The organism is Variovorax sp. 01N425 (assembly GCF_056399465.1).
The window spans coordinates 12,921-36,245 of record NZ_JBFTRJ010000013.1 but is presented as its reverse complement, the minus strand read 5'-3'; the positions used below and the strand labels follow the sequence as shown (position 1 = coordinate 36,245).

Here is a 23,325-nt window from a genome sequence, read left to right as displayed (position 1 = left end):
CATGCTGATCGATTTCTTCTACACGCTGCGCTCGGCCAAGCTGCCGGTCTCGGTCAAGGAATACCTCACGCTGCTCGAGGCGCTGCAGGCCGACGTGGTGGGGCCCAACTCCGACGGCGCCTTCGGCCTGGACGACTTCTACTATCTCTCGCGCACCGCGCTGGTCAAGGACGAGAAGCACTACGACAAGTTCGACCGCGCCTTTGCCGCCTACTTCAAGGGCGTGGAGATGCTGGCCGACTTCACCAAGGAAGTGCCGCTCGACTGGCTGCGCAAGACGCTGGAGCGCGAGTTCACGGCCGAGGAAAAGGCCAAGATCGAGAAGATGGGCTGGGACGAGCTCATGGAAACGCTCAAGAAGCGCTTCGAGGAGCAGAAGGAGCGCCACGAGGGCGGCAACAAGTGGATCGGCACCGGCGGCACCTCGCCCTTCGGCCACGGCGGCTACAACCCGCAGGGCGTGCGCATCGGCGGCGCGGGCAAGAACAAGAGCGCCGTGAAGGTGTGGGACCAGCGCGCCTATAAAGACTACGACGACAGCCAGGAACTCGGCACGCGCAACATCAAGGTGGCACTGCGGCGGCTGCGCAAGTTCGCGCGCGAGGGCCACGAGGAAGAGCTGGACCTGGACGACACCATCCACTCGACCGCGGCCAATGCCGGCTACCTCGACATCAAGATGCGGCCCGAGCGCCACAACAACGTCAAGGTGCTGCTGCTGATGGACGTGGGCGGCACCATGGACGAGCACATCCAGCGCGTGGAGGAGCTGTTCTCGGCCGTCAAGACCGAGTTCAAGCACCTGGAGTTCTTCTACTTCCACAACTGCGTCTACGACTTCATGTGGAAGAACAACAAGCGCCGCTTCTCCGAGAAGTTCGCGACCTGGGACATCCTGCGCAAGTACAACAAGGACTACAAGCTCATCTTCGTCGGCGACGCGACCATGAGCCCCTACGAGATCCTGCAGCCCGGCGGCAGCGTCGAATACAACAACGAGGAAGCCGGCGCCGAATGGATCCAGCGCCTCACGCACACCTTCCCCAAGTTCGCCTGGATCAACCCCGAGCCGCAGGGCGTGTGGCAGTACCGCCAGAGCATCGCGGTGATGCAGCAGCTCATGTCCAACCGCATGTACCCGCTCACGCTGCGCGGCCTCGAAGAAGCAATGCGAATGCTTTCTAAGTAAGGCCGGTGCGAAGCCCGGAACTGTTTCCGGATGCTTACGGAACCGGCCCGCCTTGCTGTCAAAATCCGCCCATGCTCAGGGTGGTTTCAGTCATTGCGCCGGCGTGGTTGCCGGCCTTGCTTTTTTGCGGCGTCCTGCTCTTGCAGGGATGCAGCCTGCTGCCGAAGAAGGACAGCGCGCAGGACACGGCCACCCCCGCGCTGGTGCGCAGCGATGGCGCGGCCGCCGATGCGGACCGCAAGGACGGCGAGCGGAGCGGGCCGCGGCGCGACGCCTTCACCGTCGAGGTGCGCGGGCCCGACACGGTGCGCGAGTACCTCACGCTGCACCTGGACATCCAGCGCTACCGCACGCTCGACGACCTGGGCGCCACCGAGATCTCGCGGCTCATGGTGGCGGCCGAAGGCAATGCGCGCGAACTGCTCGGCACGCTCGGCTATTTCACGCCCACGCTGACGCTGGAGCTCAACGAGACGCCGGCCAGCGACAAGGCGCCGCGCGAGATCGTCATCACGGTGGAGCCGGGCGAGCTCACGCGCGTGAGCAACGTGCAGATCAGCTACGGCGGCGCGATTGCCGACGACCCCACGGCCGAGGCCCAGCGCGATTCGATCCGCACCGGCTGGACGCTGCGCCCTGGCCAGCCCTTCACGCAGCAGGGCTGGGACAACGCCAAGACCATTGCCCTGCGCAGCCTCACGGCCAGGCGCTTTCCCACCGGCAGCGTCGAAGTGAGCCGCGCCGAGGTCGATGCCGACCGGCACGAGGCGCGGCTCAGCGTCACCTACCAGTCGGGCCCGGCCTACCGCTTCGGCCCGCTCGTGCTGCGCGGCACCGAGCGCTACGACGCCGACGGCGCGCGCCGCATCGCACAGCTCCCCACCGGCACCGACTACGACCAGCAGAAGCTGCTCGATGCCCAGCAGCGCCTGGCCAGCAGCGGCTACTACGACTCGGTGTTCCTCACGCTCGACACCGAGAGCGGCACGCCGCTGGCCGCCCCCGTGATCGCGCAGCTGCGCGAAGCGCCGATGCAGAAGGTGGTGCTGGGCGCCGGCTTCACCACCGACAACGGCCCGCGGCTGTCGGTGGACCACATCCACAACCGGCTGCCACTGCTCGGCTGGCGCGCCGTGTCACGGCTGTCGGTCGACCGCGACATCAAGTCGCTGGGCACCGAGTGGAACGCCATTCCCGATGACCGCGGATGGCGCTGGTTCGCAGGCGCCGGGCTCAAGAGCGAAACCTCGGGCAGCTACGTGGTCGACAGCGGCCGGCTGCGCAGCGGGCGCAGCAAGTCCAGCGGCCACATCGACCGCAGCTACTTCCTGCAGTACGACTATGCGCAGAACCGCGGCATCAACGCCCCGCCCTCGGCCTCCGCCGTGACCGCCAACTGGGGCTGGACCGGCCGCTATTTCGACGACAACGCCGCGCCCACGCGCGGCTTCGGCCTGGCGCTCGAACTGGGCGCCGGCTACACGCTGACCGGCGAGCGCCTGCCCTTCACGCGCACCTATGCGCGCTGGCTCGGCGTGCTGCCGCTGGGCTTCGCCGAAGACCGCGACGCCGACACGCTGGCGCGCCGCAGCCGGCTGCAGCTGCGCGCCGAAGCCGGCGCGGTATCCGCCAAGGACAGCGCGCAGATTCCCTCCACGCTGATGTTCCTGACCGGCGGCGACACCACCGTGCGCGGCTACAGCTACCGCCAGATCGGCACCGTGCGCAGCGACGGCCAGATCGTGGCGGGCCGCTACCTGGGCGTCGTGAGCGCCGAATGGCAGCGGCCCTTCGTCCACAAGGACAAGCTCACCGAATGGGAGAGCGTGGTGTTCGTGGACGCCGGTGCCGTGGCCGACAAGCCCGGCGAACTCAAGCCGAAGGTCGGCGTGGGCGTGGGCGCGCGCTGGCGCAGCCCGGTCGGGCCGGTGCAGGCCGACCTTGCCTACGGCGTGGACACGCGCAAGTTCCGCCTGCACTTTCGCCTGGGCTTCACTTTCTGAACGCTCACCCATTGATGCAGACCGACGCCGAACCCCAGTCCACGCCGCCCGCACGCGCACGGCGCTCGCGCACGCGGCGCGCGCTGCGTGCGCTGGGATGGATGTTCGCGGGCCTGCTTGCGCTGGTGCTCGTGGTCGGCGCGGCCGCGTGGTGGTGGATCGGCTCCAACCAGTCGCTGGCCTTCGCGCTCGCCAAGGCCGCGCGCTATTTGCCCGCCGGCCAGACGCTCGAAAGCCGCGAGGTCACGGGCTCGCTGCGCACCGGCGGGCGCATCGGCTGGCTGCGCTGGCAAAGCGACAAGCTGGCGGTCGAGGTGCAGGAGGCAAGCGTCGGCTGGCAGCTCGCGCCGCTGTTCCAGCGCAAGCTGCAGCTCGGCGAAGTGCATGCGGCGCGCCTGCTCATCGAACGCCGCGGCCCGCCGAGCGACACGCCCACCGAGCCGCTCGAACAGCTCGCGCTGCCGATCGAGGTCGAGTTGCCGTTCCGCATCGACGAACTGCGCTGGACCGGCCCGCCTGCGCTGCAGGCCAGCCAGCTCGCGGGCAGCTACCGCTACACCGGCGCGGAGCATCGGCTGGAGGTCAAGGGCGTCGACATTGCCGACGGCCACTACAGCGCGCGCGTCAAGCTGCAAGGGCCCGCGCCGATGGCGCTCGACGCCACGCTCGACGGCCGCGTGAAGGCACCGCTGGCCGAAGGCCGCAGCATCGAGGTGCTGGCCCAGGCCGCCATCAAGGGCACGCTTGCCGGCACCGGCGCGCGGCTGCAGGTGGCCGCCGAACTGAAGCCGGCCGAGCCCGATGCCGAGGCCCCCATGGGAGCAAAGCTGCAGGCGAACGTCGCGCCCTGGCTGCCGCAGCCCGTCATCGATGCCAAGGCCGATCTGCGCAACGTCGATGCGGCCAGCCTCTGGCCCGGCGCACCGCGCACCCGGCTGACCGGCACGGTGGCGCTGCAGCCCGACGCGGCCACCGGACCCGCCGCCTGGCAGGCCTCGGCCAGCATCCGCAACGCGCTGCCCGGGCCCTGGGATAAGGGCGCGCTGCCGCTCGAACAGCTCGAGGCACGCGTGGGCTTCGACGGCACCAGCTGGACGATTCCCGAAGCCACGCTGCGCGCCGGCGGCGGCCGCATCGACGCCGAAGGCCGCTGGAGCCCCGCGCCCGCGCCGTGGCAGGCGCGCGCCACCGTGCGCGGCGTGCGGCCCGGCCTGCTGCACAGCGAGCTGTCGGGCGCGCCGATCAACGGCACGGCCACGGCGCAGCAGCGCGAGGACACCATCGGCTTCGACCTTGCGCTGCGGGCCCAGGGCGGTGCCGGCAGCGCGGCCATGCCGGGCTTCGGCCTCGACCGCGTGCTCGCCCAGGGCCAGTGGAAGAACCAGGTGCTGGACCTGCGCACGCTGCGCGTCGAAGCCGAGCACGCCAGCATCGGGGGCCGGTTGCAGGTGCGCGTGGCCGAGCAGGCCGCGAGCGGCAAGCTCGACCTCGTGCTGCCGGGCGGCGGCGCGCAGCTCGAAGGCCGCATCGCACCGGCGCAGGGGGCCGGCGAGATCAAGGCGCGCATCGACGACGCCGAAGCCGTGCAGCGCTGGATCGAAGGCCTGCCCCAGATGTCGAAGCTGTTCGCGGGCAAGTCCGCCAAGGGCTCCGCGCAGCTCGACGCCAGCTGGCAGGGCGGCTGGCAGACGATCCAGCGCCGGCTCGAGAACCCCAATGCGCCGGCCCAGCGCGGCATTGCGGAGCCCAGCCTCAAGGCCACACTGGGCGTGCCGCGCCTCACGCTGCACATGCCGGCGGCCGATGGCAACGGCAATGCGGCGGGCACCACGGTCGAGCTGAAAGACCTGCACGCGGACCTTGCCGGCAGCCTGGCGCAGGCCACGCTGGCGCTGCAGGGCGAAGCCAGCACCGGCACGCAGAAGCTCACGCTCGATGCGCGCGCGAGCGGCGGCCTTGCGGGGCCCAACCAGTGGCGCGCAGCGCTCGCCAGCCTGCGCCTGCAGGCCCAGGACAGCGCGCGGCCCGCCACCGCCAGCGCACCCTGGACGCTGGAGCTCGGCCGCGAGCTCACCGCCACCCTCAAGACCAGCGGAAGCGGCAGCAGCAGCCGGCTCGATCTCGAAGCCTCCGCAGCCGCCGCCACCTTGCGCGGCCCCGCACCTGGCACCGTGCGCATCGAATGGCAGCCGCTGCGCTTCACCCGGAGCGGCGCGGCGCCCGACCAGGCCTTCCGCCTGCAGTCCAAGGGCAAGCTGCAGGGCCTTCCGATGGCCTGGGCCGAGGCCTTCGGCGCCAGCGCCACCTTCAACGAGCTCGGCGTGAGCGGCGACCTCGTGTTCGACGGCGACTGGGACATCGACGCCGGCGACACCCTGCGCGCCCATGCGCGGATCGCACGCCAGAGCGGCGACATCCGCGTGCAGGCGGGCGAGGCCGCGCTGGTCACGCGCATCACGAGCCGCGGCACCGGCACGGCCAGCGAGCGCACGATGAATTCCGCCACCGCGCAGGGCACCGCGCCCAGCACGCCGGCCGGCCTGCGCCAGGCCGAACTGCGGCTCGATGCGCAGGGCGAGGCCGTGCGCGCCACGCTGGCCTGGGACAGCGAACGCGCGGGCAAGATCGGTGCAGAGCTCAACACGCGCATGCAGCAGCGCGCAGGCGGCTGGCAATGGGCGCCCGATGCGCCGCTGGCCGGCAACATCAAGGCCACGCTGCCCAACCTTGGCGTGTGGTCGATGCTCGCGCCGCCCGGCTGGCGCGTGGCGGGCACGCTGGACGCCGATGCCGCGCTCTCGGGCAACCGCGCAGCGCCGCGCTGGAACGGCACGCTGGGCGCCGACAAGCTCGCGCTGCGCGCGCCGGTCGAAGGGCTCGACCTGCGCGACGGCCGGCTGCGCGCCACGCTCACCGGAGAGCGCATCGAGATCACCGAATTCACGCTCAAGGGCGGCGCCGGCAGCACGGTGCGCATCGGCGGCCAGAGCGGCAACCGCAGCACCGCGGCCAGCCAGGCCGCGAGCGATGGCGGCTCGCTCTCGGCACGCGGCGACATGGCCTGGGGCGCGGCCGGCGCCTCGGGCACGGGCATCCGCATGGCGCTGCAGGCCGACCTGCGCGCGCTGCGCGTGCTGGTGCGCACCGACCGGCAGCTCACGCTCTCGGGCAACCTGCAGGCGCGCCTCGACGGCGGCCAGTTCAGCGTGCGCGGCAAGCTCAAGACCGACCGCGCGGTGATCATCCTTCCCGACGAGACCGCGCCGAGCCTGGGCACCGACGTGGTGGTGCGCTCCGCCGCCAAGGACCGCGAAATGGCCGAGCAGGCCCAGCGCGATGCCGCGCGCAACGAGGCGCAGGCCGCCAGGCCGCAGACCGCGAAGCCGCCCGACATCGTGGTGAACTTCGACCTGGGCGACGACTTCGCGGTGCAGGGGCGCGGCATCACCACCCGGCTCGAGGGCGACCTGGAGATCCGCAGCACGCGCCTCGATGCGCCGCCGCGCATCACCGGCGAAGTGAAGACCGTGAAGGGCCAGTACCGCGCCTACGGCCAGCAGCTCGACGTGGAAACCGGCGTGGCCCGCTTCAACGGGCCCTTCGACAATCCCGCGCTCGACATCCTGGCGATCCGGCCCAACATCTCGCAGCGCGCCGGCGTGCAGATCACGGGCACCGCGCAGTCGCCGCGCGTCAAGCTCTATTCGGAGCCCGCGCTGTCCGACGCGGAGACGCTCTCGTGGGTGGTGCTCGGCCGCGCCTCGGCCACCAGCGGCGGCGAATCGGCGCTGCTGCAGCAGGCGGCGCTCGCTTTGATCGGCCACGTCAGCAAGGGCACGAGCGGCGGCAGCCTGGCCAGCCGCTTCGGCCTGGACGAACTCGGCTTCAAGGGCCCCGGCAGCGGCGGCGACCTGCGCGAATCGGCGGTCACGCTCGGCAAGCGGCTGTCGAAGGACTTCTATCTCACCTACGAACGCAGCCTGGGCGGCACCTTCGGCACCATCTTCATCTTCTACGACCTGACGCAGCGCCTCACGCTGCGCGGACAGGCCGGCCAGACCAGCGGGCTCGACCTGATCTACACGCTCAAGTACGACTGAGCTGCGGGTCTGCCGCCTTGACCGCGGTAATTCACAGGGTTAAAAATCGTTAACGCCCTTCTAACAAGGAACGACGATGCACGGTGAAGGAGACAAGGGCGAGTGTTCCATGCTGGACCGTCAGAAGTACGACCCGCCGGGCTACTCGCGAACCACGTTCTTGCGCCACGCGCTGCAGTGCGTGATTGCAGTCATTGCAGCTGGCGCCGCGGTGGCGTCCCTTCCCTACTGGGGAGGCGACGACTTTCCGCTGATGGGCCTGATCGTCTACGTGGCGGGCATGGTGTTCGTTGCCATGCCGCTGTGCCTGTACTACGAGTCGCTGCTTCAGTCGCATGAAGAGCGCGTGGAGCGCGCGCGGCACATGCTGGCCGGCTAGGCCTCCGCCTGGACCTCCGGCTTCGCCTTGACCACCTGCCTGAGGCCCGCAAGCGCGGGATCGACGATGGCCGCGTCCGCTCCCACCGCATACACCGCATAGGCCGGATAAAGAAACTCCGGCGTGCCGGGCACGCGGCGCAGCCGGCCCGACTCGAGGTGGCTGCGCACCACGTCGTGCCGGAAGTAGCCGGTGCCGCCCGCGGCCAACAGATACTCGCGCCCGAGCGGCCCGAGCCCGGCGCTCACCGCGGCGTTGGAGAGCTCGGGAAACGCGAGGCCGTGCTGCGCCGCGAACTCCGGGCCCCAGTCCACATACACATAGTCCGCGGGCCGCGGCACGCGCGGGTGCTGCGCGGTCGTGACCATGACCAGCTTCTCCTCGATGAGCAGTTCCACGCGCAGGCCGGGCCGCTGCTGCGGCGCGTAGGCAATGGCCATGTCGAGCACGCCCGCGGCCACCTTGTCGAGCAGGTCGTGCGGAAAGCCGACCTCGGTGCGGATGGCCAGCTGCGGCGCGGCCGTGCGCATCCACAGCAGCCATTGCAGCAGCAGCGGATCCCACAGGCTGATCTCGCATCCGATCGCGAGCACGGCGCGGCTGCCGACGGGCACCGCCACCTGGTGGCGCGCGCGCTCCCACACCTGCACCAGCATGGTGGCGTGCGGCAGGAACTGCTCGCCGGCCGCGGTGAGCACCGCGCCCGCCTTGTTGCGCACGAAAAGCGGCCGGCCCAGCAGCTCCTCGAGCGTTCGCACGCGCGCGCTCACCGAAGTCTGCGTGACGTGCAGCCGCTCGGCGGCGCGCTGGAAGCTGCGCGTGTCCACGATCTCGAGGAAAGTCCGGGCCAGGTTGATGTCCATGCCGCATCCTTTTGAGTGCATAAATTTTGCACTCAACTGGCAATTAATATCGTTTTACTTGATGCGAACGCGGGCCCAAGATGAAGGCATCCCAAGCAACGAGGAGTTCATCGATGTCCACCGTTCGCGAACCATTCCATGCCGGTGCCGCCGAAAGCCTTGCCGACGCCTTCAAGGGGCTGCTCGACGAAACCCTGATGCTGGTCGAGGCCCTGCTGAGCCCGAACAAGATCATCGGCGAGGTGGAGCAGATGCGCGCGCTGCAGGTTGCGGCGGACGACATCGAGCCGACCGATCCCGCGCAGGCCGAGCTGCTGCGCTCGCGCGCCTCGCGCATCGGCCTGCGCTGAGGCGGCGTGCGGCGCGGCTGTTGGCCTGCCGCGCGAACCATGAACAGACTACGAAGAAAGCCGGCTCTGTTCGATGTGCTTGCGCCGCATCGGCCGCAACACGAACCAGGCCAGCAGCGCCGCAGCCGCATTGACCGCGCTCGCGGCAATGAAGACGGCCTGCCAGCTGCCGGTGGCTGCCGCAAGCACGCTGGACAGCGGCACCAGCAGCGAGGCCGTGCCCTTGGCGGTGTAGAGCATGCCGGCGTTGGACGCCGCGTACCTGGAGCCGAAGGTGTCGGCGCAGGTCGAAGGAAAGAGGCTGTAGATCTCGCCCCAGGCAAAGAACACGATGCCGGTGAGCACCACGAAGAGGATCGGGTTGTGGCCGTAGTGATAGAGCATCAGGATGCCCACCGACTCGAGCGCGAACGCAATGAACATCGTCTGCTCGCGCCCGATCTTGTCGGACACCCAGCCGAAGAAGGGCCGCGTGAGTCCGTTGAGCACGCGGTCGATCGCCAGCGCGAAGGTCAGCGCGGGCAGCACCAGGCCCATGATGTTGACGGGCACGTCCATGATCTTGAAGTCCTGCGCGATCGGCGCGAGCTGGGCGGTGGCCATGAGGCCGCCCGCGGCCACCATCACGAACATCGCGTACATCACCCAGAAGACGGGCGAGCGCAGCACCTCGGAGGGCGCGTAGTCGCGGCCCGCCTGCTGCACGTTGCGGCTGTTCGATGCCTTCGCGTGGTGGGGCGCGCGGGTCAGCATCCATGCGAGCAGGAACACGATGAGTCCCTGCCCGATCCCAAAATACAGGAACGCCGCCTCGTAGCCGCTGGTGCGGATCATCGCGGAGATAGGGATGATGGTGAGCGCCGAGCCCGCGCCGAAGCCCGCGGCCGTCATGCCGGCCGCAAGGCCGCGCCGGTCCGGAAACCACTTGAGCGCATTGCCCACGCAGGTGCCGTACACCGCGCCCGCGCCGATGCCGCCGATGGCCGCCGCAATGTAGAGCAGCGGCAGCGTGGAAGCCACCGAGTTGATCACCCAGCCGAGGCCGCACAGGATGCCGCCCACCAGCACCACCGGCCGCGGGCCGAAGCGGTCGACGAGGTAGCCTTCGATCGGCACGAGCCATGTTTCCGTGAGCACGAAGATGGTGAAGGCCACCTGGATGGCGGCGCGGCTCCAGCCGTGCTTCTCCGCGATCGGATTGACGAACAGCGTCCAGCCGTATTGCAGGTTGGCGATCATCGCCATGCAGACGATGCCGATCAGCAGCTGGCCCCATCGGTAGGCCTCGGAACGGGTCGCGCCGGTGCCGTAGGTTTCGGATGGGGAATACATCGCAGGATTGGAACCTGCGATCGTGGAGGTGGGCCGGGTCATGGAGTTGTCCTAAGTGTTTTCGTTGAATTCCGACAGGCTGCGAATACGGAGCAATCAGTCGAGCGATCGATGCGCATCGACAGGCGACGAGGCTTTTTTTGACATCGCTACACGGCAGTGGGATCGCCAGTTTCTGCGCGTGAATGACTGTCGGACCGAGCGACCCAAAAACTCTTGACCGCAGTCAAGTTCATACGAATCGCGCTCTCGCGAGACCCCCGTGGTATCCCTAGCGGGTTCGAAGTTTCGATGGTTCGCGAAGGGGTGTTGGGTGCGTGCCGACGCGCGTTGCGCGCCTGCCGGAAGGCCCCGCGAGGCGCTGCAGGAGCCCGCGCATGTAGGACCCGTTTGCGTCCGAAAAAATTGACCTAGGTCAAGAAACGCAAAAATCGCGTTTGCGCTCGTCTAGGGTAAACCCTAAAATCGAGGGTAATCCCTTCAGCCTTTTCGATTCAATCTTCCTGGAGCCTCTCATGAGCCACACCACCCTGAATTCCAGCGCCTTCCGCACACCCGCCTCGTCGTCGACCGCCAACGATGCGATGCGCGAGCTGTTCGCCGCCATGCCCATCGTGATCTTCTACAAGGCCGCACGCGCCGCGCTGATGCAGCGCCGTTCGGCGGCCGTGCAGCGTTGAGCCGCAGCAGCCCACTCACTCTCATCGAAGAGCGCGCGCGAGTTACTCGCCGCGCTCTTTTTCGTTGGGACTCTCGAACGGCACGATCTGCGAGATGAGCGCGGGTCCATCGGCCAGCAGGAAGTCCTTGAAGGCCTGCGCCACCGGCGGCAGCCGCTTGCTGCGCCGGTGCACCACGTACCAGTTGAGCATCAGCGGAAAGCCCTCGACGTCGAGCACGCGCAGGCTGCCGGCGCGCAGCTCCTGGCTGATGGTGTGGGCCGACACGAAGCTCACGCCCATGCCCGCGATCACGGCCTGCTTGATGGTCTCGGTGCTGCGGATCTCCATCGCGATGTTGATGCCGCGCAGGTCGCCGCCGAAGCCCTCCTCCATCGAATGCCAGGTGTCGGAGGCCTTCTCGCGCACCACGAAGGGCTCGCGCATGAGCCGCGCGAGCGGGATGCGCGGCACGCCCACCAGCGGGTGGCTGGGCGCCGCGACGATCACGTAGGGATGCGGCGCGAACGGCTGGTTGACGGTGTCCAGGTCGGTCGGCGGGCGCACCATGATCGCCAGGTCGGTGAGGTTCTCGGCGATGTGGGTCATGAGCCCTTCGCGGTTGTGCACCGTGAAGTTCAGCGTGACGCCGCGGTGCCGGCTCGCAAACTCCACCAGCAGGCGCGGAAAGAAGTAGTCGCCCGCGCTGATCACGCCCACGTTGAGCTTGCCGCCCGAGACGCCGTTGAACTGCAGCATCGCGTTCTCGGCCGCCTCGAACTGCTGGATGATCGCGCGGCTGATCTGCAGCAGCTCGGTGCCGGCCGGCGTCAGGTAGATCTTCTTGCCGAACTGCTCGAACAGCGCATTGCCCGCGTGTTCCTCGAGCTTGCGCACCTGCGTGGAAACGGCCGGCTGCGTCAGGTGAAGCTCTTCCGCCGCGCGCGAGAAGCTCAGCAGCCGCGCCACCGCTTCGAAGACTTTCAACTGGCGCAGGGTCGCGTGCTTCATTCGGAAAAAAGTGGCTGCTGCAATCGAGCGGGCATCGTACCTGCGCCCGAGTCCGCTCGCGTGAACCGCCTAGGGTATGCGCGCGACGTGCAGCAGGTTCGTCGTTCCCGAAAGCCCGAACGGCAGGCCCGCAACCACCACCACGTCGCGGCCGCTGCTCGCGAAGCCTTCGGTGCAGGCGTTGCGGCAGGCGCACTCGATCATCTCGGCCACGTCGTGCACGTCGTCGACCAGCACCGCGTGCACGCCCCACACCATCGCCATGCGGCGCGCCGTGGCCACGTCGGGCGTGAGGCTGATGATGGGCACGGCGGGCCGCTCGCGCGCGGCGCGCAGGCTGGTGAAGCCCGACGAGGTGTAGGTGACGGTGGCGGCGGGCGCCAGCAGCGCGGCCACCTGGCGCATCGACGCGCACACCGCATCAGCCGTGGTCGACAGCGAGGCCTCGTGCGTGGCGTCGATGCCGATGCGGTAGGACGCATCGGCCTCCACGCGCGAGATGATGCGGTCCATCATGGCCACGGCCTCGAGCGGATATTTTCCGGAGGCCGATTCGGCCGACAGCATCACCGCATCCACGCCGTCGTACACGGCGGTGGCCACGTCGGACACCTCGGCGCGCGTGGGCACCGGCGCGGCAATCATCGATTCGAGCATCTGCGTGGCCACCACCACCGGCTTGCCGCGCTTGCGGCAGGCGCGCACGATGAGGCGCTGCAGCTCGGGCACGCGCTCGGGCGGCAGCTCCACGCCGAGGTCGCCGCGCGCCACCATGACGCCGTCGCACAGGTCGACGATCGCGTCCAGGTGGTCGATGGCCGCGGGCTTCTCGAGCTTGGCCATGATCCAGGCGCGCTTGCCGATGATGGCGCGCGCCTCCTCGATGTCCTCGGGACGCTGCACGAAGGACAGCGCCACCCAGTCCACGCCCATGGCAAGGCCGCAGGCCAGGTCGTCCAGGTCCTTGGGCGTGAGCGGCGAGATCGGCAGCACCACGCTCGGCACATTGACGCCCTTGCGGTCGGAGATCGGGCCGCCGACCAGCACCGTGGTCTCGGCAAAGTCGGGGCCGAAGCTGTCCACGCGCAGCCGCAGCTTGCCGTCGTCGAGCAGCAGGTCGGTGCCCACCTGCAGCGCCGCGAAAATTTCCGGATGCAGCAGCGGCGCGCGGCGCGCATTGCCGCTCGCGGCGTCCATGTCGAGCCGAAAGCGCGAACCCGCGTCCAGCTGCGCGCGGCCGCCTTCGAAGGTGCCCAGCCGCAGCTTCGGCCCCTGCAGGTCGAGCAGCACGCCGATCGGCCGGCCGAACTCTTTCTCGAGCCGCCGGATGGTGTCGAGGCGGCGCGCATGGTCATGCTGCGTGCCATGGCTGAAGTTGAGCCGGAACACATCCACGCCGCGCTCGAACAGGGCACGGATGGCCGGTTCGTCGGTGGTGGCAGGGCCCAGCGTGGCCACGATCTTCGCGCTGCGTGTACGTCGCATCATCCGTTCCATTTCATCGATCGATCACAGCGCACGACCGGCGCCCCCTCGGCGCCGGATTGCGCAGCCTGAGGGAGCTAGCCCGCCATCTCGTGAAGGCAGACGCGGCCGCGCTGTTCTTCCATCGTACGCGCCAGCAGCTTGACCAGGGAATACACGGTGTCGATGTGCGGCGTTGGCGTGTCGGTGAGCCGGGCCAGCTCGACCACGGCGCCCACCAGCGCATCGATCTCGGGTGCGCGGCCGGCCTCCACGTCCTGCAGCATCGAGGTCTTGTGCTTGCCGACCTTCTCGGCGCCCGCAATGCGCTTGTCGAGCGTCACGCGGAACTCGATGCCCAGCTTGTGCGCCACCGCCTGCGCCTCGCGCATCATCGCGGCGGCCAGCTCGCGCGAGGGCGGGTACTGGCAGATGTCGACCAGCGTGGAGTGCGACAGGCTGCTGATCGGGTTGAAGGTCAGGTTGCCCCAGAGCTTGAGCCAGATCTCGGCGCGGATGTTGTCGAGCACCGGCGCCTTGAAGCCGGCCGCGCCCAGGCAGGCCGAGACGCGGTTCACGCGTTCGCTCGAAGAGCCGTCGAGCTCGCCGACCGGAAAGCGGTCGCCCTCGATGTGCTTCACCACGCCAGGCGCCGTGAGCTCGGAGGCGGGATACACCACGCAGCCGATGACGCGCTCGGCCGGGATCTTCGCGGCCACCAGGCCGCTCGGGTCGACGCTGCGCACCGGCGTGCCCGCGAGCGCGCCGCCGTGGTTGTGGAAGTACCAGAACGGGATGCCGTTCTGCATCGTCACCACCACGGTCTCGGGCCCGAAGAGCCTGGGCACGTCGTTGGCCACCGCCTCGACCTGGTGCGCCTTCATCGCGAGGATGACGATGTCCTGCGGCCCCGCCTGGTCGTAGCGGTCGGTGGCCTTGACGTTGCGCGCCACCTGTTCCGTGCCATCGGCCCCGATGAGCTTGAAGCCGTTGGTGGCAATGGCGTCGAGATTCTTCCCGCGCACGATGAACGTCACGTCCTCGCCGGCCAGGGCGAGCTTTGCGCCCACCAGGCCGCCGATCGCGCCCGCTCCAATGACTGCTATCTTCATGTCGATCCCCAAGGTTGTTGATTCTTCCGGCGCAGGTCGGTCTCAGCCGAAGCGGTTGCCGAGCCTGCCGATGGCGCCGATCTCCACTTCGACCAGGCTGCCGGGCTTCATCGAGCCGACGCCGATGGAGGTGCCGCACAGGATCACGTCACCGGGTTGCAGGGTCATGTCCTGGGAGATCAGGCTCACGAGTTGCTGGACCGAAAAGCGCATGTCGCTGATCGGATAGTTCTGCCGCACTTCGCCGTCGAGCAGCGTGGTGACGGTGAGCGTGGCGGGATCGAGGCCGGTGGCCACCACCGGGCCCATCGGGCAGAAAGTGTCGAAGCCCTTGGCCCGCACCCACTGCGGGAATGACGCGTCGCGGTTCAGGATGTCGGCCACCGTCACGTCGTTGGCGCAGGTGTAGCCGAACACATGGCCGAGCGCATCCGCCTCGGACACGGCCGTGCAGGCCTTGCCGATGACGATGCCGAGCTCGCCCTCGAACACCACCTTGCCCTCGCACAGCGGCTTGCGGATGGGCGCGCCGGGCGCAAGGTAGGAGTTGGGCGCCTTCAGCAGGTACAGCGGCTCGGCTGGCACCGCGAGCTTGAGCTTCTCGCCGAGCGCGTGGAAGTTGTTCCACAGCGCGATGACCTTGGTCGGCTCGGTGGGCGTGAGCAGCCGCACGCCCGAGAGCAGGAACACGCGGCCGGTCGGCTCCGGGCGGTCGAACATGTTGCCGCGGTGCTCGTGCACTGCGTCGTCTTCGAGCGTGCCGAAGCCCGCTTCGCCGCCGTGTTCGAAACGGACCCATCGTTGCTGTTTCTGTTGTTGCTGCTGCATGTGGCGCCTTCCTTTGCTTTCTGTTGGAGTGGTTCTGTGTTCAGTTCAGTCGAAGGGCAGGTAGTCGGGAATCACCAGCGAGGCGAGCAGCTTTCCCATCTCGGCCGGGTTGTCGGTCACGTGGATGCCGCACTCCTTCATCACTGCCAGTTTTTCCCGCGCCGTTCCCTTGCCGCCCGAGACGATGGCGCCCGCGTGGCCCATGCGCTTGCCCGGCGGCGCACTGGCGCCGGCGATGAAGCCGACGACCGGCTTTCGCATGTGCTCGCTGATCCAGCGCGCGCAGGTTTCTTCGTCGCTGCCGCCGATCTCGCCGACCATGATCACGGCGTCGGTGCGCGGGTCGTCGTTGAACATCTTCAGCACGTCGATGTGCCGCAGCCCGCCCACCGGATCGCCGCCGATGCCCACCACGGTCGACTGCCCGATGCCGAAGCTCGCGAGCTGGCTCGCGGCCTCGTAGGTCAAGGTGCCCGAGCGCGAGACCACGCCGATGCGGCCCTTCTGGTGGATGTGGCCGGGCATGATCCCGATCTTGATTTCCTCGGGCGTGATGAGGCCCGGGCAGTTGGGTCCGAGCAGCAGGGTCTTGCTGCCCTCCATGCGGTGGCGGGTGCGGATCATGTCGCGCACCGGAATGCCTTCGGTGATGCACACGACAAGCTCGAGCCCCGCGTCCACTGCTTCATCAATGGCGGCGGCGGCAAACGGCGGCGGCACGTAGATCACCGACACCGTGGCGCCGGTCTCGGCCTTGGCTTCCTTCACGGTGCCGAACACCGGAATACCGTCGAAGGACTTGCCCGCCTTGTTGGGGTTCACGCCGGCGACGAAGCACTTCTGGCCGTTGGCGTAGTCGCGGCACATCGCGGTGTGGAACTGGCCGGTCTTGCCGGTGATGCCCTGGGTGATGACGCGGGTGTGCTTGTTGATGAGGATCGACATTTCAGGTCTCCTGCGCACGTCGTGTTGCGTGTTGCTTTTGTTCTTGTTCGAGGCGCGTGCACAGGCCACCGGGTACTCCCCTCCGCGAATGTCCCCCGCCTTCGGCTCCTCCTTTATTTCGCTGCGGGGAGCACCCGATGCCCTGTGCACCAGGGCACGCTCCGGGTGTACCGCTGATCAACGACCGCTCTTTGCAACGCTCACGCTGATGGGGTGCCTTGCGCAGCGAAATCAAGGAGGAGGCCGCAGGCCGGGGGACATTCGCGGAGCAAGGTACCCCGTCGGCGGGAGCGCGCCCTGAATGACGAACAACACGACGCAAAGAAAAGCAGGGTTCCATAGCCTCAGGCCCCCCGCCGCGCAGCAGCCACCACCAGCCCCGCCGCCTCCGCCATGTCGTCCGCACTGATGATCCGAAGGCCCGACTGCCCGAGGATGGTCTTGCCCAGGCTCTCGTTGGTGCCCTTCATGCGCACCACCAGTGGCACCGCCAGCTGGACCTCGCGCGCGGCAGCAACAACTCCGCGCGCGATCACGTCGCACTTCATGATGCCGCCGAAGATGTTGACCAGGATCGCGCGCAGGTTCGGGTTGCGCAGCATCAGCTTGAAGGCTTCGGTCACCTTCTCCGCCGTCGCGCCACCGCCCACGTCCAGGAAATTGGCCGGCGATCCGCCGTAGAGCTTGATCGCGTCCATCGTGGCCATGGCCAGCCCCGCGCCGTTCACCAGGCAGCCGATGTCGCCATCGAGCGCAATGTAGGAAAGATCGAACTTCGAGGCCTCGACCTCGGCCGGGTCTTCCTCGTCGAGATCGCGCATCGCGGCGATCTCGGGCTGGCGGAACAGCGCGTTCGGATCGAAGTTGAACTTGGCATCCAACGCCAGCACGCGGCCGTCGCGCGTGAGCGCCAGCGGATTGATCTCGGCCAGCGATGCGTCGCAGGCGTCGAAGGCCTGGTAGAGGTTCTGCACCAGCGTGCGCACCTGCGGCAGCAGCTTTCCGGAAAAGCCGATGTCGCGCGCCAGCCCGTCGGCCTCGGCCGCCTTCACGCCGGTGGACGGATCGACGAAGAGCTTGCGGATTTTTTCCGGCGTGCGCGCCGCCACGTCCTCGATGTCCATGCCGCCTTCGCTCGACGCCATCAGGGCCACGCGGCGCGATTCGCGGTCGACCGCCATGCCGAGGTAGAACTCTTTTTCGATCTCGACGCTCTCCTCCACCAGCAGCCGCTTCACCAGCCGGCCTTGCGGGCCCGTCTGGTGCGTTCGCAGGGTCATGCCAAGCAGCTCGTCGGCATGGCGCCGCACTTCGGCCGCCGACCAGGCCAGCCGCACGCCGCCGCCCTTGCCGCGGCCGCCCGCATGGATCTGCGCCTTGACCACCCAGGCCCTGCCGCCAAGCCGCGCGGCCGCATCGGCCGCCTCGTCGGGCGAAAAGCAGGCATATCCACGCGGCGTGGGAACGCCGTATTTGCGCAATACGTCCTTGCCCTGGTATTCGTGGATATTCATGGCGGCTTTCAGGCGCCGAGTTCGGCGCCGCGGGTTTCGGCCCAGTTGAAATAGCGCCTTTTCATGGCGCCGGCATCGAGCTCGCGCTTTTGATGCTCTTCCTTCTTCTGCTCGATCACCTCGGCCAGGAATTTGGCGTCGTAGGCACGCAGAAGATGCGGCTGGTGGGTGCGCAGGTAATGGCAGATCCGCTCGACGCCGTCCTGGCTCTCGCGCAGCAGCTGGCAATAGACTTCGCGGTCCCAGTGCCAGCGCAATCCCAATTCGTAGAACGCCGCGTTGTAGGCGTTGCGCTCGGTTTCGCTGCTCCAGTATTGAATTGGCAAATCATCGATCATGAAATTTCTCCTAGAAATTGAATGCCGGGCATCAAATGTTTTGCGGATCGGCATGATCAAAATGTAGATTCGATGATCGATAAATAATAGTTAAACTATTTTATTGAATGCATTCACGATAAGTTATATATAATTGGCCGTGAATTCCCACCGCGGATGGCATTGCCACCCGCGTTTTCCTCAGCCTTCTAAAAACCGGCGCTCAGTTCAGATGACGCCGTCGGCGCGCAGCGCGGCCACGTCGCTGGCCGTGTAGCCCAATTGCATCAGCACCTCGTCGGTGTGCTCGCCGAGCAGCGGCGAGCGCGTGACCTCGGTCGGGCTGTCGGACATCTTGATGGGGTTGCCCACCGTCAGGTACTTGCCGCGCGTCGGGTGGTCGACCTCGACGATGGTGCCGGTCTCTCGCAGCGACGGATCGGCGGCGATTTCCTTCATCGAAAGAATCGGCCCGCACGGAATGTCGTACTGGTTGAGGATGTCCATGGCCTCGAACTTGTCCTTGGTCATGGTCCATTGCTCGATGCGCGCGAAGATCGGCTTCAGGTGCAGCAGGCGTGCGGCCGGCGTGGCGTAGGCCTCGTCGGTGATCCAGCCTTCCTCGCCGATGACCTTGCACACCGCGGGCCACACCGCCCCTTGCGTGATGAAGTAGATGTAGGCGTTGGGATCGGTCTCCCAGCCCTTGCACTTGAGGATCGAGCCCGGCTGTCCGCCGCCCGAGGCATTGCCCGCGCGCGGCACCGCGTCGCCGAACTTGCCGTCGGGGTACTGCGGGTATTCGTGCATGGTGCCGGTGCGCTCCAGCCGCTGCTGGTCGCGCATCTTCACGCGGCACAGGTTGAGCACCGCATCCTGCATGGGCGCGAGCACCTGCTGCCCGCGGCCCGTGCTGTTGCGCTGGTAGAGCGCCGCCACGATGCCCAGCGCCAGGTGCAGGCCGGTGCCGCTGTCGCCGATCTGCGCACCGGTGACGACCGGCGGGCCGTCCTCGAAGCCCGTGGTCGAGGCCGCGCCGCCGGCGCACTGGGCCACGTTCTCGTACACCTTGCAGTGCTCGTACTTGCCGGGGCCAAAGCCCTTGACCGACGCCACGATCATGCGCGGGTTGAGCTCCTGGATGTGGGCCCAGGTGATGCCCATGCGGTCGAGCGCGCCGGGCGCGAAGTTCTCCACCAGCACGTCGCAGGTCTTGATCAGCGAATCGAGCACCTTCTTGCCCTTGGGCTTCTTGGTGTCGAGCGTGATGGAGCGCTTGTTGTGGTTGAGCATCGTGAAGTAGAGGCTGTCCACGCCGGGAATGTCGCGCAGCTGGCCGCGCGTGGCGTCGCCTTCGCCGGCGCGCTCCACCTTGATCACGTCGGCGCCGAACCACGCCAGCAGCTGGGTGCAGGTGGGACCGGATTGCACATGGGTGAAATCGAGGATGCGAACGCCCTCAAGTGCCTTGCTGCTCATCAGCTGTCTCCTTTGATCGTGGCCTCTGCTTCTTGCAGACGAGCGCGCAATTTACGCTCTTCGGCGAAGCGGGTGGTTTCGTCGCGCACGATGGCGACGATGCCCGTGACTTCACGACTCTGCGAGAACAGCATCGACACCGTGAAGGCAATCGACAGCGTGTGCCCGTCCTTGTGCAGCGCCGGCACGCGCAGCAGGTCGGCACCGTACTTGGTGATGCCGGTTTCCATGGTCTTGTGGTAGCCGTCCCAGTGCCGCTGGCGCTGCCGCTGGGGAATGATCATGTCGAGCGACTGGCTCAGCGCCTCGGCTTCGGTGAAGCCGAAGATGCGCTCGGCGGCGCGGTTCCAGAGCGTGATCGCCCCTTGCGCATCGCACACCATGATCGCGTCGCCGGCGCCTTCGACGAGCTGCTTGAAATCAACGTTCGCTTGCATGTTTTCCTCTGGCGCTTCATGTCGATTTCCCGGCGCCGCCCGCGTCTTCGAACGGGCGGCGCCGGGGGAGCCGCTACACGGCTTTTGCTTCCTTGAGATTGTCGATCTGCTGCTTGGTGTAGCCCAGTTCCGCCAGCACCTCGTCGGTGTGCTCGCCCAGCAGCGGCGAGGCGGTGACCTCGGGCTTGAGGTCCGAGAACTTGATCGGGCTGCCGATGGTCCAGTAGCTGCCGCGCTCCTTGTGCGGCACTTCGACGATGGAGCCGCTCTTGCGCAGCGACTCGTCGTGCAGCAGTTCCTTCATCGACAGCACCGGGGCGCAGGGAATGTCGTGCTTGCGGAAGATGTCCACCGCCTCGAACTTGGTCTTGTCCTTGATGAAGTCCTCGATGGTGGCGAAGATCTGGTCGATGTGCGGCTGGCGGGCCTTGGGGGTCATGTAGTCGGGATCGGTCTTCCACTCGGGCTTGCCGAGCGCGTCGCAGATCGGGTCCCAGGCGTGGCCCTGCACCGTGAAGTAGATGTAGGCGTTGGGGTCGGTCTGCCAGCCCTTGCACTTCAGGATCCAGCCCGGCTGGCCGCCGCCGCCGGCGTTGCCGCCGCGCGGCACCACCTTGTCCTTGAAGGCGTCCATCTCGTGCGGGTACTGCGGGTATTCCTCCAGGTAGCCCACGTTGTCCAGGCGCTGCTGGTCGCGCATCTTCACGCGGCACAGGTTGAGCACGGCGTCCTGCATCGAGCAGGCCACCTTCTGGCCCTTGCCGGTCTGCTGGCGGCCGATGATGGCCGTCAGGATGCCGATGGCCAGGTGCATGCCGGTGTTGGAGTCGCCCAGCGCGGCGGCCGAGATCGTCGGCACCGAGTTCTCGCCCTTCCACCAGCCGGTGGTGGAGGCGGCGCCGCCGGCGCACTGCGCCACGTTCTCGTAGACCTTCAGGTCCTCGTAGTGGTGGCCGTCGCTGAAGCCCTTGACCGAGGCGACGATCATCTTGGGGTTCAGCTCCTGGATGCGCGCCCAGGTGAAGCCCATGCGGTCGAGCGCGCCGGGGCCGAAGTTCTCCACCAGCACGTCGGATTCGCGGATCAGCTTTTCCAGCACGGCCTTGCCCTCGGGCTTCTTCGTGTCCAGCGTGATCGAGCGCTTGTTGCTGTTGAGCATGGTGAAGTACAGCGCGTCGACGTTCGGGATGTCGCGCAGCTGGCTGCGGGTGACGTCGCCGGCGCCCGGGCGCTCGACCTTGATCACGTCGGCGCCGAACCAGGCCAGCATCTGGGTACAGGCCGGGCCAGCCTGCACGTGCGTGAAGTCGATGATCTTGATGCCGTTGAGGGGTTTGTTGCTCATTTGAGGTTCTCCTTGAGGATGCTGGGTTACTTCTTCTTCGCCGTGCTGGGGTTCAGACTGGTGATGCGGCCGCTTTCGGTGCCGGCGGTCTCGTCGATCACGGCATTGATGAGGGTCGGACGGCGCGAAGCCACGGCTTCGGCCAGCGCCTTCTGCAATTCGTCCGCGGTGGTGGCATTGACGCCCACGCCGCCGAAGGCTTCCATCAGCTTGTCGTAGCGCGCGTTCTTCACGAACACGGTGGGCGCCACGTCGGGCGTGCCGCTCGCGTTCACGTCGGTGCCGCGGTAGACGCCGTTGTTGTTGAACACGACGATGCAAATGGGCAGGTTGTAGCGGCAGATGGTCTCCACCTCCATGCCGCTGAAGCCGAAGGCGCTGTCGCCCTCGATGGCGATCACCGGCTTGTCGGTGACCACCGCGGCCGCCACGGCAAAGCCCATGCCGATGCCCATGATTCCCCAGGTGCCCACGTCCAGGCGCTTGCGCGGCTCGTACATGTCGACGATGCTGCGCGCGAAGTCCAGCGTGTTGGCGCCTTCGTTCACCACGATGGCGTCGGGCCGCGCCTTCACCTGGTCGCGGATCACGCTGAGCGCGCTGTGGAAGTTCATCGGCGAAGGCCGTGCAGCCAGCGTGACGGCCATCTTCGAGAGGTTCTTGTCCTTGCGCTCGGCGATGGCGCCAGTCCATTCGGCCGGCGGCTTGGCCCACTTGGCATCCACGCCCGCGAGCAGCGCCGCCACGCAGGAGCCGATGTCGCCGATCACCGGCGCGGCAATGGCCACGTTGCTGTCGATCTCGGTCGGCGCGATGTCGATCTGGATGAACTGCTTGGCGCCCTTGTCCTGGCCCCAGGTCTTGCCCTTGCCGTGCGACAGCAGCCAGTTCAGGCGCGCGCCCACCAGCATCACCACGTCGGCTTCCTGCAGCACGTAGGAGCGCGCGGCCGCGGCCGACTGCGCATGCGTGTCGGGCAAGAGGCCCTTGGCCATCGACATCGGCAGGTAGGGAATGCCGGTCTTCTCGACCAGCGCGCGGATGTCGGCATCGGCCTGCGCGTAGGCCGCGCCCTTGCCCAGCAGGATGAGCGGCTTCTTGGCGCCCTTGAGCAGGTCGAGCGCACGCTTGACCGCGTCGGGCGCGGGAATCTGGCGCGGCGCGGGATCGACCACCTTGATGAGCGAGCGGCGGCCGGCTTCGGCCTCCATGGTCTGCGCGAACAGCTTGGCCGGCAGGTCCAGGTACACGCCGCCCGGGCGGCCCGACAGCGCCGCGCGGATGGCGCGTGCGATGCCCACGCCGATGTCCTGCGCATGCAGCACGCGGAAGGCCGCCTTGCACAGCGGCTTGGCGATCGCGAGCTGGTCCATCTCTTCATAGTCGCCCTGCTGCAGGTCGACGATCTCGCGCTCGCTCGAGCCGCTGATGAGAATCATCGGGAAGCAGTTGGTGGTGGCATTGGCCAGCGCCGTGAGGCCGTTCAGGAAGCCGGGCGCCGACACCGTCAGGCAGATGCCGGGCTTCTGCGTGAGGAAGCCGGCCGCGGCGGCGGCGTTGCCCGCATGCTGCTCATGGCGGAACGAGATGACCCGCAGGCCCTCGGCCTGCGCCATGCGCGTGAGGTCGGTGATGGGAATGCCCGGCAGGCCGAAGATGGTGTCGATGTCGTTCAGCTTGAGCGCATCGATGACCAGGTGGAAGCCGTCGATGGTCGTTTCGTGCGCCGCCGATGCCTCGTCGGCAGGGTGCTTGAGGGCCACCACGACCGCATCGCCGTCGTTTGCCCTGTTCTTGGGCTTGAGGGCGTCGTCCAGGGTGGTGGATGCCTCTTTGTCCGTTCTTACTGAAGACATGTCTCTCCTTCTTGCTTGGTTGAATGGCCGAGGCCCGAGCCGGGACTATGATTCGGGGGCATGCTTTCGGGCGTTGACCTCGGTCAACTTTCCGGAAAACGGCACCGGCCAGATGAACCAGAAGTTGTTGTTGCGCATTCGA

General features: G+C 67.7%; 19 protein-coding genes. 6 read left to right on the top strand and 13 right to left on the bottom strand.

The window, feature by feature from the left end; genetic code table 11:
- Window position 1 precedes the first annotated feature (1 nt).
- The 4 genes from AC1DSC_RS22520 (at window position 2) to AC1DSC_RS22505 (ending at window position 7,671) form a co-directional block, all read left to right on the top strand.
- Entirely contained in the window at window positions 2-1,189 is a 1,188-nt protein-coding gene (locus tag AC1DSC_RS22520) for a vWA domain-containing protein (RefSeq protein ID WP_015867239.1), read from the top strand.
- A gap of 71 nt (window positions 1,190-1,260) precedes the next feature.
- Window positions 1,261-3,192: an autotransporter assembly complex protein TamA gene (locus tag AC1DSC_RS22515; protein WP_436287973.1), complete on the top strand. Its 1,932-nt coding sequence runs from the start codon at window positions 1,261-1,263 to the stop codon at window positions 3,190-3,192.
- A gap of 14 nt (window positions 3,193-3,206) precedes the next feature.
- Window positions 3,207-7,292, top strand: a complete 4,086-nt coding sequence (locus AC1DSC_RS22510) for a translocation/assembly module TamB domain-containing protein (protein ID WP_436287974.1) — start codon at window positions 3,207-3,209, stop codon at window positions 7,290-7,292.
- A gap of 109 nt (window positions 7,293-7,401) precedes the next feature.
- Window positions 7,402-7,671: a hypothetical protein gene (locus tag AC1DSC_RS22505; protein ID WP_244883698.1), complete on the top strand. Its 270-nt coding sequence runs from the start codon at window positions 7,402-7,404 to the stop codon at window positions 7,669-7,671.
- On the opposite strand, the gene AC1DSC_RS22500 is transcribed toward AC1DSC_RS22505, so the two are convergent.
- Window positions 7,668-8,534: a LysR family transcriptional regulator gene (locus AC1DSC_RS22500; RefSeq protein ID WP_015867243.1), complete on the bottom strand. Its 867-nt coding sequence runs from the start codon at window positions 8,532-8,534 to the stop codon at window positions 7,668-7,670. The genes AC1DSC_RS22505 and AC1DSC_RS22500 overlap by 4 nt on opposite strands.
- Before the next feature lie 113 nt (window positions 8,535-8,647).
- Here AC1DSC_RS22500 and AC1DSC_RS22495 point away from each other — a divergent pair, with 113 nt between their 5' ends.
- Window positions 8,648-8,884 carry a hypothetical protein gene (locus tag AC1DSC_RS22495; RefSeq protein WP_027730511.1) on the top strand — a complete coding sequence of 79 codons (237 nt, stop codon included), beginning with the start codon at window positions 8,648-8,650 and terminating at the stop codon, window positions 8,882-8,884.
- 48 nt (window positions 8,885-8,932) lie between these two features.
- Here AC1DSC_RS22495 and oxlT read toward each other — a convergent pair whose 3' ends face one another.
- A complete protein-coding gene (gene oxlT / locus AC1DSC_RS22490; RefSeq protein ID WP_370880718.1) occupies window positions 8,933-10,216 on the bottom strand; it encodes an oxalate/formate MFS antiporter in 1,284 nt (427 codons plus the stop codon).
- Between the two features lie 515 nt (window positions 10,217-10,731).
- Between oxlT and AC1DSC_RS22485 the strand changes: the two genes are divergently transcribed.
- Window positions 10,732-10,896 carry a hypothetical protein gene (locus tag AC1DSC_RS22485; protein WP_018906856.1) on the top strand — a complete coding sequence of 55 codons (165 nt, stop codon included), beginning with the start codon at window positions 10,732-10,734 and terminating at the stop codon, window positions 10,894-10,896.
- A 42-nt stretch (window positions 10,897-10,938) separates the two neighbouring features.
- Here the strand turns inward: AC1DSC_RS22485 and AC1DSC_RS22480 are convergent, their stop codons facing one another.
- From AC1DSC_RS22480 to oxc, 11 genes are all read right to left on the bottom strand, one after another.
- Window positions 10,939-11,886 carry a LysR family transcriptional regulator gene (locus AC1DSC_RS22480; RefSeq protein WP_015867247.1) on the bottom strand — a complete coding sequence of 316 codons (948 nt, stop codon included), beginning with the start codon at window positions 11,884-11,886 and terminating at the stop codon, window positions 10,939-10,941.
- 69 nt (window positions 11,887-11,955) lie between these two features.
- Window positions 11,956-13,371, bottom strand: a complete 1,416-nt coding sequence (gene pyk / locus AC1DSC_RS22475) for a pyruvate kinase (protein ID WP_062365997.1) — start codon at window positions 13,369-13,371, stop codon at window positions 11,956-11,958.
- 77 nt (window positions 13,372-13,448) lie between these two features.
- The gene (locus AC1DSC_RS22470) at window positions 13,449-14,462 is read right to left on the bottom strand and encodes a 2-dehydropantoate 2-reductase (protein WP_436287975.1); all 1,014 of its coding nucleotides are present in this window, start codon (window positions 14,460-14,462) and stop codon (window positions 13,449-13,451) included.
- Between the two features lie 42 nt (window positions 14,463-14,504).
- Window positions 14,505-15,290 carry a fumarylacetoacetate hydrolase family protein gene (locus AC1DSC_RS22465; protein WP_436287976.1) on the bottom strand — a complete coding sequence of 262 codons (786 nt, stop codon included), beginning with the start codon at window positions 15,288-15,290 and terminating at the stop codon, window positions 14,505-14,507.
- A gap of 45 nt (window positions 15,291-15,335) precedes the next feature.
- Window positions 15,336-16,235 (bottom strand): succinate--CoA ligase subunit alpha, encoded by a 900-nt coding sequence (gene sucD, locus AC1DSC_RS22460; RefSeq protein WP_027730507.1) that lies wholly within the window; start codon window positions 16,233-16,235, stop codon window positions 15,336-15,338.
- Between the two features lie 344 nt (window positions 16,236-16,579).
- Window positions 16,580-17,749: an ADP-forming succinate--CoA ligase subunit beta gene (gene sucC, locus AC1DSC_RS22455; protein ID WP_025569423.1), complete on the bottom strand. Its 1,170-nt coding sequence runs from the start codon at window positions 17,747-17,749 to the stop codon at window positions 16,580-16,582.
- Between the two features lie 8 nt (window positions 17,750-17,757).
- The gene (locus AC1DSC_RS22450) at window positions 17,758-18,141 is read right to left on the bottom strand and encodes an HAD family hydrolase (RefSeq protein ID WP_423838428.1); all 384 of its coding nucleotides are present in this window, start codon (window positions 18,139-18,141) and stop codon (window positions 17,758-17,760) included.
- A 153-nt stretch (window positions 18,142-18,294) separates the two neighbouring features.
- Window positions 18,295-19,545: a formyl-CoA transferase gene (frc, locus tag AC1DSC_RS22445; protein ID WP_015867254.1), complete on the bottom strand. Its 1,251-nt coding sequence runs from the start codon at window positions 19,543-19,545 to the stop codon at window positions 18,295-18,297.
- Window positions 19,545-19,982, bottom strand: coding sequence for a PAS domain-containing protein (locus tag AC1DSC_RS22440; protein ID WP_436287977.1), 438 nt, complete (start codon window positions 19,980-19,982; stop codon window positions 19,545-19,547). Before AC1DSC_RS22440 ends, frc (AC1DSC_RS22445) begins: the two co-directional genes overlap by 1 nt.
- 73 nt (window positions 19,983-20,055) lie before the next feature.
- The gene (frc, locus tag AC1DSC_RS22435; RefSeq protein ID WP_436287978.1) at window positions 20,056-21,327 is read right to left on the bottom strand and encodes a formyl-CoA transferase; all 1,272 of its coding nucleotides are present in this window, start codon (window positions 21,325-21,327) and stop codon (window positions 20,056-20,058) included.
- A gap of 26 nt (window positions 21,328-21,353) precedes the next feature.
- The gene (gene oxc, locus AC1DSC_RS22430; protein WP_015867257.1) at window positions 21,354-23,183 is read right to left on the bottom strand and encodes an oxalyl-CoA decarboxylase; all 1,830 of its coding nucleotides are present in this window, start codon (window positions 23,181-23,183) and stop codon (window positions 21,354-21,356) included.
- Window positions 23,184-23,325 lie beyond the last annotated feature (142 nt).